Source organism: Kitasatospora sp. NPDC086801, assembly GCF_044745805.1.
Classification (GTDB): Bacteria; Actinomycetota; Actinomycetes; order Streptomycetales; family Streptomycetaceae; genus Kitasatospora.
In genome coordinates this window covers 1-16,078 of record NZ_JBIVAX010000025.1, presented here as the reverse complement: position 1 = coordinate 16,078, position 16,078 = coordinate 1, and the positions used below count along the sequence as shown (strand labels likewise).

Sequence of the window (16,078 nt, the reverse complement as noted above, 5' to 3'; positions counted from 1 at the left end):
GTAGTCCGTCCAAGCGGACAATACGGGGCATGCCCCGCCGCCTCGCCCTCACCAGCCCCGCCCGGCGCACGCCGCACGCCGAGCACCCTGAGCACGCCGAGCAACCCGAGCACCGCTCCCACCCGTCGGCGTACGGGCACCTGCCTCCGCGTTCCGGTTCGCATGCGGGCGCGGGACCGGGTGCGGGACCGGGTGCGGGACCGGGTGCAGGTGCGGGACCGGGTCCGCACCGCTACCGCGCGCGGTTCGGCGCGCTGGCGGCCGGGGCGGTGCCGGTGCTCGCCTTCCCGGCGCCGGGACAGGCCTGGCTGGCCTGGGTCGCGCTCGTCCCCGGGATGCTGCTGATGCAGCGCGCGCCCGGCGGGCGGGAGGCGGCGGTGCGCGGGTGGTGGTTCGGGGCGGGCTTCATCCTGACCGCGATGTACTGGCTGGTCCCGTCCATCGGGCCGGGATTGCCGGTACTCGCCGTGCTGTTCGGGGCGCTCCAGGGCGGCTTCGGGTACGCCGTCCACCGGCTGCTGCACCCGCCGCTGACCGGCCGTCGGGCGCTGCTCGCGCTGCTCGTCGTCCCGGCGGTCTGGGTGACCACCGAGTACGCGCGGTCCTGGCACGCGCTCGGCGGGCCGTGGGCGCTGCTCGGCGCCACCCAGTGGCAGCACCCGGCGATCCTCGGGCTGGCCTCGGCCGGCGGGATCTGGCTGGTCAGCGCGGCCGTCGCGGCCGCCAACACCGGAGTGCTGATCCTCCTGACCGCCGTGCACTGGCGGCCGCGCGCCCTCGCGGCGCTGACCACCGTCCTGGTCCTGTCCGCCGGCCCGGTGCTGTTCGCGCTGCGCGACGCCCCCGCCCCGGCCGGAGCGGTCACCGTCGCACTGGTCCAGCCCGGCATCGTGGACGACCCGCAGGCCCGCTTCGAGGCCAGCGCCCAGGCCACCGCCTCGCTCGGCGGGCGGCCGGTGGACCTGATCGTCTGGGGCGAGAGCAGCACCACCGCCGACCTCGACCGCGACCCGGCCGCGCTCGACCGGCTGCGCCAACTCTCCACCGCCACCGGCGCGCAGATCATCATCGGGGAGGACGCCCGCAAGGCGGACGGGCGGATCTCCAAGGACGCGGTGCTGGTCTCCCCCGCAGGCGTGCTGGACCGCTACCGCAAGATCCGGCTGGTGCCCTTCGGCGAGTACATCCCACTGCGGCCGGTGCTCGGCTGGATCGCCGGCGTCAGCCGGGCGGCCGGCGAGAACCGGGCGCCCGGCACCGCCTTCCACGTCCTGCCGGCCACCGACCGGGCGGGCGGACCACTGCCGGTCGGCGCGCTGATCTGCTTCGAGTCGGCCTTCCCCGACATGGCCCGCACCGCCGCGCGGGACGGCGCCCGGGTGCTGGTCTACCAGTCCTCCACCTCGACCTTCCAGCACACCTGGGCACCCGAACAGCACGTCTCGCTGGCGGCGATCCGGGCCGCCGAGACCGGCCGCCCGGCCGTGCAGGCCTCGCTGACCGGGGTGTCGGCGGCCTTCGACGCGCAGGGCCGCGAGCTCGCCCGGCTCGGCACCGACGGCACCGGCGCGCTGACCGTCCGGCTGCCGCTCGCCGAGCCCGGGACGCTGACCTGGTACGACCGGATCGGCGACGTGGTGCCGATCGGCGCGCTGCTGGTCACGGCGGGCGCGACGGCGGCGGCGTGGCGTTCCGCCCGGAGGCGGCGGGGCTGAGGACGACGGGGCTGAGGACGGCGGGGGTGAGGACGGCGGGGGTCCTCGGCAGGGGCGTGGGCTCCGGACGTCAGCCCTCGGTGCCGGCCAGGTAGACGCCGAACGGCGCGCCCTGCGGGTCGCGCAGCACCGCGATCCGGGGGCCGTCCGGCACGTCGGCGGCCTCCATCAGCACGTCCGCACCGAGGCCGCTCGCCCGGGCGACGGTGTTGTCGACGTCCGCGACCGAGAAGTACGGCAGCCAGTGCGGCGGCACCTGCGGCGGGAAGCGGTCGTCCATCACCAGCATGCCGCCGAAGTCGGCGCCGTCCAGGCCCCACTGGGTGTACTGCGCGGACGGGCTGACGGACCAGCCGAGGACCGCCGGGTAGAAGGCGGTCGCACCGGACGGGTCGCGGGTGAGCAGTTCCACCCAGCCGAGCGCGCCCGGCTCGTTGAACACCCCGGCGCCCGCGAACGCGCGGGCCTGCCAGAGCAGGAAGACCGCGCCGGAACTGTCCCCGACCACCGCGAATCGGCCGAGGTCGGACACGTCGGTGGGCTCCTTCAGGACCTTGCCGCCGGCGTCCTTGGCCTTCGCGACGGTGGCGTCGGTGTCGGTGACCGCGAAGCAGGTCGACCAGGCGATGGGCTGCTGCGGCGCGAACCGCGGGCTGACGGCGGCCGCCGGGGCGTCGCCGAGGAACATCTGGGTGTAACCGCTGGCCTCGGGGCGCACATCGGTCTCGGCCCGCCAGCCGAACAGTTCGCCGTAGAAGGCGCTGGCGGCGACCGGGTCGGAGGTCCCCAGCTCGACCCAGCAGGGGCCGCCGATGGTCACGGAGTTCTGCTTCATGGCTTCTTCTCTCGACTTCTCTCGACTTCTGCTCTCGGTTCTCGATCTCTCGGCCGTCACTGACGGACCGTCATCTGAAGGTGGTGTCAGGAGACTTCGAGGACCACCTTGCCGCGGGCATGGCCGGACTCGACGAGGGCGAGCGCCTCGGCGGCGTGGGCCAGCGGGTAGCGCCCGGTGATGTACGGGTCCAGCTCGCCGGTGGCGACCAGGGACGCCAGCGCGGCCAGGGTCTCGGACGTCGTCGAGCGGGTGATGTAGCGGCCACCGAGTTCGGCCACGGTGGCCGGGTCTGCGGTGCTGACCAGCTCCGCACGGTCCTTGAGCGCGGGGACGGCGGCCCGCAGGGCATCGCCGCCGACCAGGTCGAGAATGCCGTCGACCCCGCCGGGCGCCGCGTCCGCGATCCGTTCGACGACGCCGTCGCCGTAGCGGACCGGCACCGCGCCGAAGGACTCCACGTGCGCACGGCTGGCGTCGCTCGCGGTGCCGAGGACGGTCAGGCCGCGGCTGCGGGCGATCTGGGCGGCCGCGCTGCCGACGCCGCCGGCGATGCCGAGGATCAGCAGCGTCCGGCCGGCACCGAGGCCGAGGTCGCGGATGGCGTCGTCCGCGGTGGCCGCCGACACGGGCAGGACGGCGGCCTGGTCGAAGCCGACACCCTCGGGCTTTAGGGCGCTCAACTCGGCGCGCATCAGTGTCTGTTCGGCGTACGAACCGGCGGCCGCGAGGCCGAACACCTCATCGCCCGGGGTGAATCCGGCGACCCCGGGGCCGACCTGCAGGACCACGCCCGAGGCCTCTTGGCCCATGACGACGGGGACTTCGCGCTCCCGGCCGAGCAGGCCCATGCGGACCTTCCAGTCCACCGGGTTCACCCCGGCCGCACTGACCGCGATCGCCAGCTGCCCGGGGCCGGGCTCCAGCACCGGGCGGTCCAGGAACTCCTGTGTCTCCGGCCCACCGTAGTCGACGAAGCCGAACGCCTTGGCCATCGGTGATCCCACTCCTCGGGTAGCGGTTGCGATCCCCCGTCCTCCCCCGCCCCAGCATGCGGGCGGGGGAGGACGGGTGCGGGCGCTGCTGGGCCGAACGGGGGCGGGCGGGGCTTCGGGCGGGCGGGCGAACAAAAGACAGATGACAGATAACAGATTTCGAAATCTGTTATCTGTCATCTGTTAGTTGTCAGCCGCCATCCGTCAGCGCACCGCCCGCGCCACCGGAATCCACAGCTGGGCCTCCGCCTGGCCGTCCGGCAGGAACCGGGTGCGCAGGATCTCCGGCCCCGGCCGGAACTCGTACGGGTTGGACGGGAACCACTGTGTGAAGACGTCCCGCCACATCTCCTGGAGGGCCTTCGGGAAGGTCCCGGTGTTGGAGAAGGCGGCCCAAGTCCCCGCCGGCACCTCCCGGACGTCCAGGTCGTCCGGGACGACGGCCTCCGCGTCCGCCACCACCGCGTGGTAGTAGTCGAGTTCGACGCCCTCCTCGCGGCTCTCCGAGAAGAACTCGGTGACCGAGAGGATGCCTTCCGGCTCACGGCCCGAGAGCGCCGAAATCCGGTCGATGGTCTCCTGACCAAGCCCCTTGATGAACGAGGCGATGGCCGGGTTCACACCCTCGTGCACCAGCGGGACCCGCGCCCGTCGGCCGATGATCCGGAAGTCCGGCTGCTCGATGATTCGGTATTCCATACTGCTGCTTCCTTCCACGACGAGTCGGAAGGACATCCGGGGCTGGGACTTGAGCACCGCGCCCTCGCGCCGGGCCTCACCGGGCCCGACCCCGTGCATCGCCCGGAACGCCCGGGCGAACGCCTCCCCCGAGGTGTAGCCGTACCGGATCGCGACATCCAGCAACGTCCGCTCACCGCCGAGGACTTCAGCCCCGGCGACGGTCAGCCGCCGGCGCCGGACGTAGTCCGACAGCGGCATCCCGGAGAGCATCGAGAACAGTCGTCGGAAGTGGTACTCCGACGTCATCGCGATCCGGGCCAGTTCGGCGACCTCGACCTCCTGGTCCAGGTTCCGTTCGATGTGTTCCATCGCCCGGTTCAGGTGTTCCAGCACTCCGACCCCGTCCTTCCCTTACTGATCACCACCGTAGGAAGGACCCACCCTGCCGCACCCGACAATCGGTGCCCGCTCCGGTCGGGTACCGATCGCCGGGTGGCGGCGAGTCGCACCGTTGGCGCCGGGTGGCGGGCGCGGGGTGACGGGCGGCAGGCAGCAGGGCGCCAGCCGGCAGGCGACAGGCGACAGAGGTCAGGGGTCAGATCAGGCCCTGGGCCAGCATCCCGTCCGCGACCAGCTCGAAGCTGGCGATGTTCGCGCCCACCACGTAGTCGCCCGGGTGGCCGTAACGCTCGGCGGTGGTGAAGCAGGAGTCGTGGATGTGCTTCATGATCCCGGCCAGCCGCTCCTCGGTACGGGCGAAGGTCCAGGAGTCACGCGAGGCGTTCTGCTGCATCTCCAGCGCGCTGGTGGCGACGCCGCCCGCGTTCGCCGCCTTGCCCGGGCCGAAGGCCACCCCGGCCTCCTGGAACACCCGGACCGCCTCCGGGGTGGTGGGCATGTTGGCACCCTCGGCGACCGCCAGCACTCCGCCCCGCACCAGGGCCAGCGCATCCGTCTCGGTCAGCTCGTTCTGGGTGGCGCAGGGCAGCGCGACGTCGCAGGGCACGCTCCACACGCCCGGGCCCTCGACGAACCGGACGTGGCTGCCGCGCAGTTCGGCGTAGTCGGCGACCCGGCCGCGCCGGACCTCCTTGACCTCCTTGAGGAGCGCGAGGTCGATGCCCTTCTCGTCCACCACGTAGCCGCTGGAGTCGGAGCAGGTGAGCACCGTCGCGCCGAGCTGCCGCGCCTTCTCGATCGCGTAGATGGCGACGTTGCCGGAGCCGGAGACGACGACCCGGCGCCCGTCCAGGCTCTCGCCACGGCTGTGCAGCATCTCGGCGGTGAACATCACGCAGCCGTAGCCGGTCGCCTCGGTCCTGGCCTGCGCGCCGCCCCAGCCGAGGCCCTTGCCGGTGAGCACGCCGGCCTCGTAGCGGTTGGTGATCCGCTTGTACTGGCCGAACAGGTAGCCGATCTCCCGGCCGCCGACGCCGATGTCCCCGGCCGGGACGTCAGTGTGCTCGCCGAGGTGGCGGTACAGCTCGGTCATGAAGGACTGGCAGAACCGCATGACCTCGGCGTCCGAGCGGCCCTTGGGGTCGAAGTCGGAGCCGCCCTTGCCACCGCCGATCGACAGCCCGGTGAGCGCGTTCTTGAAGATCTGCTCGAAGCCGAGGAACTTGACGATGCCGAGGTTCACCGAGGGGTGGAAGCGCAGCCCGCCCTTGTACGGGCCGAGGACGCTGCTGAACTCCACCCGGAAGCCCCGGTTCACGTGGATGTCGCCGGAGTCGTCCGTCCACGGCACCCGGAACATGAGCTGCCGCTCGGGTTCGCAGATCCGCTCGATGATCCGGGCGTCGACGAACTCGGGGCGGCGGGCGAGCACCGGCCCGAGGGTCTCCAGGACCTCGTGGACCGCCTGGTGGAACTCCGTCTCACCCCTGTTCCGGCGGACCACGTCCGCGTAGAGCGCCTCGATCACGCGCTGCTCGGCGTCGGAGGAGGTCGGGGAAGTGGCGGCGGGAGGGGTTGTGGGCATCTGATCAGGACCTTCCGTGGTCGTCGGTGCTCGTAACGCGAGGCGTTCCCGTGCCCAGGAAACGGGGGAATCCTCGCAGTGTCCACAGTCCGGCTCCCGACGCATCCACATGCTGAAACCCTCGCGCCTCGCGGACCGTACGATCCACCAGCGCCCTCGCGTCAGCGCGGAGCCCGGCTGAACCACCGTCCGCATGCGAGGACCCGCCGACCGCCCTGGGCGATCGTCACGGAACGTAGGCGTCCCGCGTGGCAGGAACACGGCGGGAACACCGGCGGGAACACGGGCGGGAACACGGGAACAGGCGAGGCTCGGGTGGTGTTGTGCGCCTCCGTGGTCATGCCGGGCACGGACAGTACCCAGTTGTTCAAATTGGAACTACCGAGTACGGTCATCGACATCCGATCCACCCCGGGCCGCCCGGCCCGCCCGTTCCTCTCAACCCATCGGTTCTCATCGACGGAGGCCCACCCATGCCGCAGCCCGGCCCCGCCACGGTGCGCTCGCGTGTGCGCATCCCGCTGACCTTCCCCGACGGCTACCGCGCCGAGGCGGAGGCCGTCACCTTCCACGACCTCGCCGACGGCGCCGAGCACCTGGCGCTCGCGTTCGGCGAGGTGCCGGAGGGCGGGACGCCGCTGGTACGCCTGCACTCGGAGTGCCTGACCGGCGACGTCTTCGGCTCGGACCGCTGCGACTGCGGCCCGCAGCTGCGCGAGTCGGTCGAGCGGATCACCGAGGCCGGCGGCTACCTGCTGTACCTGCGGCAGGAGGGCCGGGGCATCGGGCTCTACAACAAGCTGGAGGCCTACTCCCTGCAGGACTCCGGATTGGACACGTACGACGCCAACACGGCGCTCGGCCTGCCCGAGGACGGCCGGGACTACACCGCCGCCGCCCAGATGCTCACCACGCTCGGCGCCACCGGCATCGACCTACTGAGCAACAACCCGGACAAGGCGGCGCAGCTGGCCGACCTCGGGATCACCGTGCGGCGGCGGGTGCCGACCGACGTGCACCTGTCCGCGAGCAACGTGCGCTACCTGCGGGCGAAGGTGGAACGGACCGGGCACTCGATCGAACTGTCCCGGCTGGTCGGCTGAGCCTGATGGCGGCGGGGGGCTGACAAGTAACAGATGACAGATGACAGATTTCGAAATCTGTTATCTGTCATCTGTCAGTCGTCGGCCCCCCGCCGCCCGCACCCCGCGCCCGGACCGTGCGCAGCACCCCGTACGCCGCGAGCGGGAGCGCGACGAGCAACGCGGCCCAGAACGCGCCGTACCCCCAGAACTCCGCGACGGCCGTGAACTGCCCCTGGAGCACCGGGATCCGCAGCGCCTCGACCGGGCCGAGCGGCCCGGGCCAGGCCCCGAGCACCAGGGTGGTGGGGATCCAGCAGCCGAGGAGCACCCGAGCGGCGACCGGCGTCCCCAGGGTGCTCGCGAAGGAGACGACGGCCAGCAGGACGACGAACCCGGACTGGTAGGCCGCACCGGTCTGGCCGGTCCCCCACGAGGCCGGCGTCGGGTGGTGTCCGGTGGCCGCCAGCCGCACTTCGACCGCCGCCCACAGCAGCAGGGCCAGCACGCAGGTGCTCCCGAGCGCGAACAGCGCGCGGTCACGGGCACCCGCGGGGCCCGTCCGCCACTGCTTGCCGTCCCACCGTGCCGGCGCGCCCCGCCCGGCGAGCCGCCGCCAGGCCTCCCGCACCTGCCGCCGGGCCTCGTGCGCGGGCTTCAGCAGCCGGTCCGCCGCGCGCTCGATCAGCACGTACGACGCCATGATCGCCACCACCGCCGCGAGGCCGGCCCAACTGCCCATCCCGCCCTCGAACACGACCACCCGCTCGGCCACCGGTTTCGGCATCTCCACGCCCGTCATCGGCGGTCCGAGCCGCAGGTAGCCGATGGCGAAGGCCCCGGCGCCGGTCAGGGCCGCCGTGCCGAAGCCGACCCGGGCGGGGAAGAAGGCGAGGACGGCGGCGGCGACCAGTGCCGCCCCCAGTTGGCCGACCACCTGCTGGGCCGCGTGCTCGCCGGCCTTCTTCAGCGGCCCGCCGAAGGCGCCGTCGGGCGAGATCTTGAGCTGGACCCCGGCCTCGACGGGGTAGCGGAACACCGCCCCCGCCCACAGCAGCAGCCCGAGGGCGAGGAACAGCAGCAGCACGGCGCCCGCCCGGCGCGGCAGGCCGGTGCGGGCGTGCGGCCACCAGGCCCGCAGCCGGGCCGGCCAGTCCACCGGCGTCCGGTCGCGCCCGCCCGGCCACAGCCGCCCCGGCCACCGGTCCCGGCCGGCCCGGGCCGCGCGACCCTCCTGGCCTTCCCGACCCTCCGTGTCCCCGATCCGCTCGCCCCGGCCCCGGCCGCGCGGGCGCAGCGTCTCGGCGGCGACCAGTGCCGCGCGCCCGGCGTCGTCCCCCGGGTCGGCGGCCACCGCCCGCCGCCGCAGTGCCGACCAGCGGCGCCGGACCGCCTCCGGTGCGGCGGTCGGGTCCGGCGCGGGCCGGCGGACCGCGGCGCGTGCGGCCGTGCGGACGCCGGAGCCTGCGGCGAGGGCCGCGTCCACCACCGCCGACGCGACCAGGGCGGCGAGCTCCGACACCCGTTCGGGCAGCGGCAGCCGGTGCAGGGCGGTGGGCAGCGGCGAGAGCCGGCCGAGCAGCCGGTCGCGCTCCTCGGGTCGCACGCTCAGCCACACCACCAGCCGGTGCGCCTCCTCGCGCTCCTGCGGGCTGAGCCCGTCGCCGCCCCGCCGGCCGCCGCCGACGGTGCGGGCGGCGCGGTCCACTTCGGCCAGGACGTCCGGGAGTTGGGCCAGGGCGAGCAGTCGGGAGCAGTGTTCGCCGGAGCACTCGGGGTGGAAGCAGTCGTAGCGGGCGGCGACGGCCGGGGCACCGCCCCGGACCAGTGCGTCGATGAACGCGGCGCCGTCCGGTTCGGTGGCGATGCGTTCCAGCCCGGGGGTGTCGATCGGGCGGTCGAGGTAGTACGGGGTGGCGGAGGGGGCGAAGGCGGCGCCGAAGGCGAGCACCGCGAGGGCGGCCACGGCGTCGCGACGCGAGCCGGGCGCCCGGGCGACGTCGGTGAGGTGGTGCAGGTCGAAGACGTTGTCCTGGACGTCGTCGCGCAGCCAGTCGCGCAGCCGCTCCGCTCCCCCGGCGGAGAGCCAGCGGGTCGCGTCGCCGGAGCGCCGGAGCAGGACCTCGGCGAGCTTGGCCGGGTCGGTGAAGGGGGAACCGAGGAAGGTGATCGGCCGGTGGGTGCGGCCGGGGTCGGTCCGGGTCTGTCGCCGGACCACCGCGGGGCTGCCGCCGGCCAGCCAGCTGCGGACCTGCGGGGCGGTCCAGCGGTCCTCCGGGTTCTTGGTGAACAGTCCTTGGAGAAGCAGCAGTTGGCGCGGGTCGGCAAGGGCGGAGAGGTCGACCTCCTCGCCCAGGACCAGTTCCAGCTGCAACACCTCGTCGCTGATCAGCAGGCCGTCCGCGCCGAGGAAGCGGGGGCGGCCGGTGAACAGCTCGTACAGGACGTTGCCGAGCGCCCACCAGGGCCCGGCCTCGTGGTTGCGTCCGGCCAGGAGCTCGGGGGCCATGTACGGGATGGTGACGATCGTCTCGGGCGTGAAGCGGCGGCTGGCGGTGAGCCGGGCGACGCCGCCGAAGTCGGCGATCACGAACTCCCCGGGCGCGCGACCGGGGCGGACCAGGACGTTGGCCGGCTTGAAGTCCAGCGGGTTGCGCTCGATCCGCCGCTGCCAGAAGTCGAGCAGGGCGACGAGCTCGTAGACGATCCGCTCGGCCTCCCGCCGGTCGGTGGGCCGACCGTGCTTGCGCAGTTCGGCGAAGTGGTCGGCGAGGGTGACCGGCAGGTACTCCATGGCCACCCAGTCGAGTTCGGTGCCGTGGTGGCCGACCCGGCCGAAGTCGACGATGTGCGGGACGTGGCGGCGGTAGTCGTCGTTGCACAGGTAGGCGAGCAGGTCGGCGTCCATGGACTGGCCGGCGGCCGTCACCTTGACCGCGGCGTCGCCGCCGCCGTCGGTGCGCCGGACGTGCCAGACGGTGCCCTCGGTGCCGGAGCCGGCCACGCCGAGCGGGGCGAAGCGGCCCCGCAGGGCGTCCGGGAAGGCGTCCGCGAACCGTCCGCCGGTGGGCCCCTCGCCCTCCGGCGCCCCGCCCCCGGGGCCCTCACTCCCCGGCACCCCGCCCGCGGGCCGCTCGCCGCTCCGGCTTGGCCCGGGGCCGATGTTGTCGGCCCAGCCGGGGGCGGCGGCACGCCCGGTGCCCGCGCGCCGCTGGACCTTGGTCGGGGCCTCCGGGTCGACCCGCTCCGGCGCGGCCCGCTGGACCCTGGTCGGCGCCTCCGGGTCGAAGCGGGTCCCGCCGTCCGGCGTCCTCCCGGTCGCGGCGTCGGGGTCCACCCGGGTGCGCGGGACGGCGCCGAGCCGCGACGACCGGTCCGGCACGACGCCGAGGCGCCGCCCCCACGGCCGCCGGTCCACCCTGGTCCGGGGCTCGGACCGGGGCCCGGGGCCGCTCTCCGGCCAGGGGCCTCGTCGGTCGTCGTCGGCCGGGCCGGCTTCCTCCGGTGTGGCCATGGCGGCGCTCCCCTCCCCGCTTCCCAGGGCCGGCCCGGGGGCCGTAGCCACGCGCCCGCCACCCCGGGTGGTGATTTTGACGCGTCATCATCCCGCATGGCGGGCTGTGGTGTTGGCCGCTTTTCCGGAACGCGACCGAGCGGTTGCGCTACCGCCACCGAACGCCGCCGCAGGCCTCCCCCACCTGCCCCGACCCCGGCCCCGCCCCCGGCGCCTGAGCCTTCAACGCCTCAACCCCGAGGCCGCCGACGCGTCAGCTCTCGACCGGGCGTCCCTGGGGCTCCTCGGCGATCCGGCGGGCGATCTCGCCCGGCCGCACCGGGCGGCCGAAGTGCCAGCCCTGCGCCCAGTCGCAGCCGATGGTCCGCAGCCGTTCGGCGTCCCTGCGGGTCTCCACGCCCTCGGCGGTGACGGTCAGCCCGAGCGCGTGCGCCATCGACACCAGACCGCTGACGATCCGCCACCCGGTGGACTCGTCCTTCTCCGGATCGTGCAGGTCGCCGACGAAGGAACCGGCGATCTTCAGTCCGGAGACCGGCAGGTCGCGCAGGTAGGCGAGGTTGGACCAGCCGGTGCCGAAGTCGTCCACGGCCAGCGACACGCCGAGGTCCACCAGCCCGTGCAGGGTGCGCAGCGCCTCGTCCTCGGGCCCGACCACGGTCGACTCGGTGATCTCCAGCTGCAACCGGGCCGGATCGAGGCCGGTCGCGTCGAGGATCCGGCCGAGGTCGGTGACCAGCGCCGCGCTGCGCGCCTGGCGGACCGCCAGGTTGACGTTCAGCTGCGGCGCGGCGTCGCCGAACCGCTTGATCCAGTCCGCGGCCTGGCCGCAGGCCTGCTCCAGCACCCAGCGGCCGAGCGGCATGATCAGCCCGGTCTCCTCGGCGGTCGTCACGAACTCGTCCGGGCCGAGCACGCCGAGCTGTGGGTGGCGCCAGCGCACCAGCGCCTCCACGGCGGCCAGCCGGCCGTCCGCGAGCGCGTACAGCGGCTGGTAGTCGATGAAGAACTCGCCCCGGTCGAGGGCGGCCGGCATCCGCACCGACACCGCGTATCGGCTGACCGCGCGGGCGTTCTCCCTGGGGTCGAACAGCGTCCAGCGGCCGCGGCCGGCCTCCTTGGCCCGGTACAGCGTCAGGTCTGCGGCCCGGACGGCCGCGCCCGGGGTGGTGGTGGACACCCGCCGCTCCAGCACGCCGACGCTCGCGCCCACGGCCAGCTTGTGGTCGCCGATCAGCACCGGCCCGGCCAGTGCCTTGAGCACCGTCTTCGCCGCCGCGACGGCCTCCTGCTCGCCCCGGCAGTTCTCCAGCAGCACCACGAACTCGTCGCCGCCGAGCCGGGCCACCAGGTGGCCGAGCGGGCTGAGCGCGGCCTTGAGCCGGGCCGCCACGGCGGACAGCAGCTGGTCCCCGGTGTCGTGGCCGAGGCTGTCGTTGACCACCTTGAAGCCGTCGAGGTCGACGTAGCAGAGGCCGAACCTGGCACCCGGATCCGGATCCTCGAACAGCTTCTCCAGCCGTTCGAAGAAGGCCGCCCGGTTCGGCAGGCCGGTCAGCGGGTCGTGGGTGGCCTGGTGGCGCAGCCGCTCCTGGAGCCGGTAGCGGTCGGTGACGTCCTCCAGCATCGCGACCTGGTACTGCGGGACACCGTCGTCGTCGCGGATCAGCGAGACGGTCAGATGGGTCCAGACCACCTCGCCGTCCTGGCGGTAGTACGGCTTGTCGAACTGGAAGTAATCCCGCTTGCCGCTGATCAGCTCCTCGTACGCCTCCCACACGCCCGGGGTGTCCTCGGGGTGGACGAGATCGCCGACCCGGCGGCCGGTCATGTCCTCCGGGCTCGCGCCGAACAGCTCCTGGAGCGCCTTGTTGACGGCCAGGATGTTGCCGTCGGTGTCGCCGATGCCGATCCCGATGGCCGCGCTCTCGAACAGCGCGCGGAACCGCGCCTCGGAGGCGCGCAGCGCCCGCTCGGCCTCCTTGCGGGCGGTGTCGGCGGCGGTGCGGATCGCCTCCTGCTCACGCAGTGTGCGCTCGCGCAGGGCGGCGGCCCAGCCGGCCGCGAAGGCGCCGGTCAGGGCCGGGCCTCGGTCGTCGCCGACCGGCTGCGCCTGCAGCAGCTCCACCGCCCGGGCCAGCACCAGCGGGTCGGTGAAGTGCGCGTCGACCAGCTCCGCGCCGGCCTGCTCGGCCAGCCGGGGCTCGAACGGCTCGTCCAGCTGCGCGCGGTGGAGCAGGGCGGCGGTCCGGGCGACCAGACGGCCGAGCAGGCCGGGGTGGACGGCCATGCCGTGGTCGGCGGAGAGCAGCCGTGCCCAGGCCTCGTGGAACCGTTCGGCGCTGCCGAACACCGGGGTGGCGCTCATGCGTCCACCCGGGTGCGCGCGGGCGCCGCTGCGGGGTGGCCGCCGGCGGCGGTCCGGGCGGCGGCAGTCCGGGCGGGGGCGGTGCGGGCGGGGGCGGTGCGGACGGGGGGCGCCGTGTGCCGCGCGGCGGGCACGGCGGTGTGACCGGCGGCCGCTTCGCGGAACCCGCGGCCGTCGGTCACTCGCCCGATCCGTCCGCTCAAGGGCGGAACCCCACGCCCGCCACCCCGGTCATCCGCTCGGGGTGCTCGCCGACCGCCTCCGGCTGGTCCGGGCGCCACTGCGGCAGGTAGACCACGCCCGGTTCGACCAGCTCGAAGCCGGCGAACATCTCGCTGATCTGCTCATGGGTGCGCATGGTCAACGGGGTCGGCGTCTTGCGGTAGAGCTCCTGGTGGTCCTCCGCCTGGTCCGGGCGGCCCTCCAGGGAGGCGTGTGAGAGGACCAGGGCGCTGCCCGGCGGAAGCGCGTCGCGGAGCGTGCCGATCAGTTTCCACGGGTCCTCGTCGTCGGTGACGAAGTGCGTGACGGCGACCAGCAGTACGGCCACCGGCTCGCCCTGCGCCAGCAGCCCGGCCACCTCGGGGCGGTCCAGCAGGTCGTGGATGTCCCGCAGGTCGGCCTGGACGACGTCGCTGCCCGGGTCGTCTTCCAGCAGCAGGCGGCTGTGTGCGACGGCGACCGGGTCCCGGTCCACGTAGAGGACCTTCGCCTCGGGGCGGATCGCGCGGGCGATCTCGTGCACCGCGCCGAAGGTCGGGATGCCGGAGCCGATGTCCAGGAAGCGGGTGACGCCGCGCTCGGCCAGGAAGGTCACGGCCCGGCGCAGGAAGGCCCGGTTGGAGCGCATGATCTGCGGCAGCTCCGGCCACAGGGCCATCGCCTTGCGCGCCATCTCCCGGTCGACCTCGAAGTTGTGCGAGCCCCCCAGGTAGTAGTCGTAGACCCGCGCGGCGTTCGGTTTGTCCAGGTCCGTGCCCTCCGGTACCCAGCTCGGTCGCCGCATGCCTGTGACTCCTTCACTCCGGTTCTGGGGATGCAGCGCCTCGCGGCAACTGCTGTGACAGATGAGACTACAAGCACACAAGATCCTCCCCTGCACCCCGAACGGCTGCAAGCGGAATGCTTCCCTCCTGGCATGCGACGTTTACGGAGCGTTCGCCTCTCGTCCCACCGGCACCGGACCCACCGACGGCCAGACCGAAGCAACGCTCGGGCCGGGCCGACTCGGGGCCCGGCCGGAGCGGGGCCCTCGCCGGCCTGGGGCCCTGGCCGGAGCGGGGCCGAGCCGAAACGGGCAAACTCCGGGCTGGGGCGCTCTAGGGTGGGCGCGTGGACCCCAACCACTACCGCTTCCGGGGCGTGTGGCGGCTCGCGGCGCCGGCGCCCGACGTGTACGCGGCACTGGAGGACGTACGGAGTTACCCGCTGTGGTGGCCCGAGATCCTCGAAGTCCGGCAGACCGGCGAGGAGTCCGAGGAGTCCGGCGACGTCGTGGTGCGCGCGCTGCTGCCGTACCGGCTGGTGATCCGCCTGGAGGCGCGACGGCACGACCCGGCCGCCGGCGTGCTGGAGGCGGTCATGCGGGGCGACCTCACCGGGTGGTCACGGTTCACCGTCACCTCGGACGGACCGGGCAGCCGAGTGGTCTTCGAGGAGGACACCCGGCCCGACAAGCCCCTGCTGCGCCGCCTCGCCCTGCCCCTGCACCCGCTGTTCCGAGCCAACCACGCGGTGATGATGCGCCGGGGGCGGCGGGGGCTGGCGGCGTACCTGGGCAACGGGGGCCGGCGGGTGGCAGTGGACGAATGACGGGCGACAGGTAACAGATGACAGCGAACAGATAACAGATTTCGAAATCTGTTATCTGTTATCTGTTTGCTGTCATCTGTTCGCCGCCGTCCGCCGTCCGCCTGCCGTCACTCGCTCGCCCCTGGTGACCGCGCGGCCGGCGGCGGTTAGCGTGGCGGCGCACCCCCCGACCCGCCGGAGGACCGTCATGCCCACCACCGCACCGGACGCGTTCGGCTTCACGACCCCCTTCGACCGGACCGGAACGGGCAGCAGCAAGTGGGCCCGCGCGGGGGCGCCCGGGGTGATCGCGATGGGCCTGGCGGACATGGACCTGCCCGGGCCACCGGCCGTCGCCGCGGCGCTGGAGCGCCGGGCCCGGCACCGCGCGTACGGGTACACGGTGTGCGACCCGGCCGGGCGGACGCTGGTGGCCCGCTGGTACCGCTCGCGGCACGGCGTCGAGGTGGACCCGGACTGGGTGCTGCTGCTGCCGTGCGGTCCGCGCACCGCCCTGCGCCTGCTGCTGGAGACCGTACGCCCGCAGGCGCCGGTGCTGTTCCCGACGCCGGAGTGGGGCGGCTTCGCCCAGCTGTGCCGGGCGGCCCGCCTCCCGTACCGGGAACTGCCCCTGGCCGCCGGCCCGGACGGCTACCGGCTCCCGGACGGTCCGCTCCCCCACCCGGCCGGTGCCGTCCTGCTGAGCAGCCCGCACAACCCCTCCGCCCGGGTCTGGCCGCCCGCCGGCCTGCGGGCCCTCGCCGAACGGGCGGCGGAGGCCGGCGCGCTACTGGTCTCGGACGAGGTGCACGGCGATCTCACCCACCCCGGGCATGTCCACCCGGTCGCGGTGACCACCGTCGACGCGGCGCTCCGGCCCCGGGTGGTCACGCTGAACTCGGTCGGCAAGACCTTCAACTGCTCCGGCGTGCCGAGCAGTTTCGCGCTCGTCCCCGATCCGGGCCTGCGCGCCCGGTTCACCGAGGTGCTGGCCGGATTCGGCCTCTGGGAGGGCGGCCGTGCGACACGAAGTTGCACGAGTTTGAGTGGACTGACCGATTGGAGGGGCGGCTGATGAGGCCGTAGGTGCAGTCACGGGTCTGTGTCCGTATG

12 protein-coding genes are annotated in these 16,078 nt (G+C 73.9%); 4 read left to right on the top strand and 8 right to left on the bottom strand.

Annotation, left to right across the window (positions count from 1 at the left end; all coding sequences use genetic code 11):
* The first annotated feature begins 29 nt into the window (after positions 1-29).
* Complete coding sequence (gene lnt, locus ACIPLC_RS24000; protein ID WP_400475054.1) at positions 30-1,715, top strand: apolipoprotein N-acyltransferase; 1,686 nt, start codon at positions 30-32, stop codon at positions 1,713-1,715.
* Between the two features lie 70 nt (positions 1,716-1,785).
* On the opposite strand, the gene ACIPLC_RS23995 is transcribed toward lnt, so the two are convergent.
* The 4 genes from ACIPLC_RS23995 to gdhA form a co-directional block, all read right to left on the bottom strand.
* Complete coding sequence (locus ACIPLC_RS23995) at positions 1,786-2,550, bottom strand: VOC family protein (protein WP_400475053.1); 765 nt, start codon at positions 2,548-2,550, stop codon at positions 1,786-1,788.
* A gap of 86 nt (positions 2,551-2,636) precedes the next feature.
* Complete coding sequence (locus tag ACIPLC_RS23990) at positions 2,637-3,545, bottom strand: NADP-dependent oxidoreductase (protein ID WP_400475052.1); 909 nt, start codon at positions 3,543-3,545, stop codon at positions 2,637-2,639.
* Between the two features lie 204 nt (positions 3,546-3,749).
* Positions 3,750-4,619, bottom strand: a complete 870-nt coding sequence (locus ACIPLC_RS23985; RefSeq protein ID WP_400475051.1) for a GyrI-like domain-containing protein — start codon at positions 4,617-4,619, stop codon at positions 3,750-3,752.
* A 202-nt stretch (positions 4,620-4,821) separates the two neighbouring features.
* The gene (gene gdhA / locus ACIPLC_RS23980) at positions 4,822-6,210 is read right to left on the bottom strand and encodes an NADP-specific glutamate dehydrogenase (RefSeq protein WP_400475050.1); all 1,389 of its coding nucleotides are present in this window, start codon (positions 6,208-6,210) and stop codon (positions 4,822-4,824) included.
* 473 nt (positions 6,211-6,683) lie between these two features.
* Here gdhA and ribA point away from each other — a divergent pair, with 473 nt between their 5' ends.
* Positions 6,684-7,313, top strand: a complete 630-nt coding sequence (ribA, locus tag ACIPLC_RS23975; RefSeq protein ID WP_400475049.1) for a GTP cyclohydrolase II — start codon at positions 6,684-6,686, stop codon at positions 7,311-7,313.
* A 67-nt stretch (positions 7,314-7,380) separates the two neighbouring features.
* Here the strand turns inward: ribA and ACIPLC_RS23970 are convergent, their stop codons facing one another.
* From ACIPLC_RS23970 to ACIPLC_RS23955, 4 genes are all read right to left on the bottom strand, one after another.
* Positions 7,381-10,806 carry a hypothetical protein gene (locus ACIPLC_RS23970; protein ID WP_400475048.1) on the bottom strand — a complete coding sequence of 1,142 codons (3,426 nt, stop codon included), beginning with the start codon at positions 10,804-10,806 and terminating at the stop codon, positions 7,381-7,383.
* A gap of 253 nt (positions 10,807-11,059) precedes the next feature.
* Positions 11,060-13,174 (bottom strand): putative bifunctional diguanylate cyclase/phosphodiesterase, encoded by a 2,115-nt coding sequence (locus ACIPLC_RS23965; RefSeq protein WP_400475047.1) that lies wholly within the window; start codon positions 13,172-13,174, stop codon positions 11,060-11,062.
* Positions 13,171-13,356 (bottom strand): hypothetical protein, encoded by a 186-nt coding sequence (locus ACIPLC_RS23960; protein ID WP_400475046.1) that lies wholly within the window; start codon positions 13,354-13,356, stop codon positions 13,171-13,173. The genes ACIPLC_RS23965 and ACIPLC_RS23960 overlap by 4 nt, the downstream gene beginning before the upstream one ends.
* 17 nt (positions 13,357-13,373) lie before the next feature.
* Positions 13,374-14,180, bottom strand: a complete 807-nt coding sequence (locus tag ACIPLC_RS23955) for an SAM-dependent methyltransferase (protein WP_400475045.1) — start codon at positions 14,178-14,180, stop codon at positions 13,374-13,376.
* A gap of 326 nt (positions 14,181-14,506) precedes the next feature.
* Here ACIPLC_RS23955 and ACIPLC_RS23950 point away from each other — a divergent pair, with 326 nt between their 5' ends.
* Both ACIPLC_RS23950 and ACIPLC_RS23945 read left to right on the top strand, forming a co-directional pair.
* Positions 14,507-14,986 carry an SRPBCC family protein gene (locus tag ACIPLC_RS23950; protein WP_400475044.1) on the top strand — a complete coding sequence of 160 codons (480 nt, stop codon included), beginning with the start codon at positions 14,507-14,509 and terminating at the stop codon, positions 14,984-14,986.
* A 187-nt stretch (positions 14,987-15,173) separates the two neighbouring features.
* The gene (locus ACIPLC_RS23945; RefSeq protein ID WP_400475043.1) at positions 15,174-16,040 is read left to right on the top strand and encodes an aminotransferase class I/II-fold pyridoxal phosphate-dependent enzyme; all 867 of its coding nucleotides are present in this window, start codon (positions 15,174-15,176) and stop codon (positions 16,038-16,040) included.
* Positions 16,041-16,078: the final 38 nt, after the last annotated feature.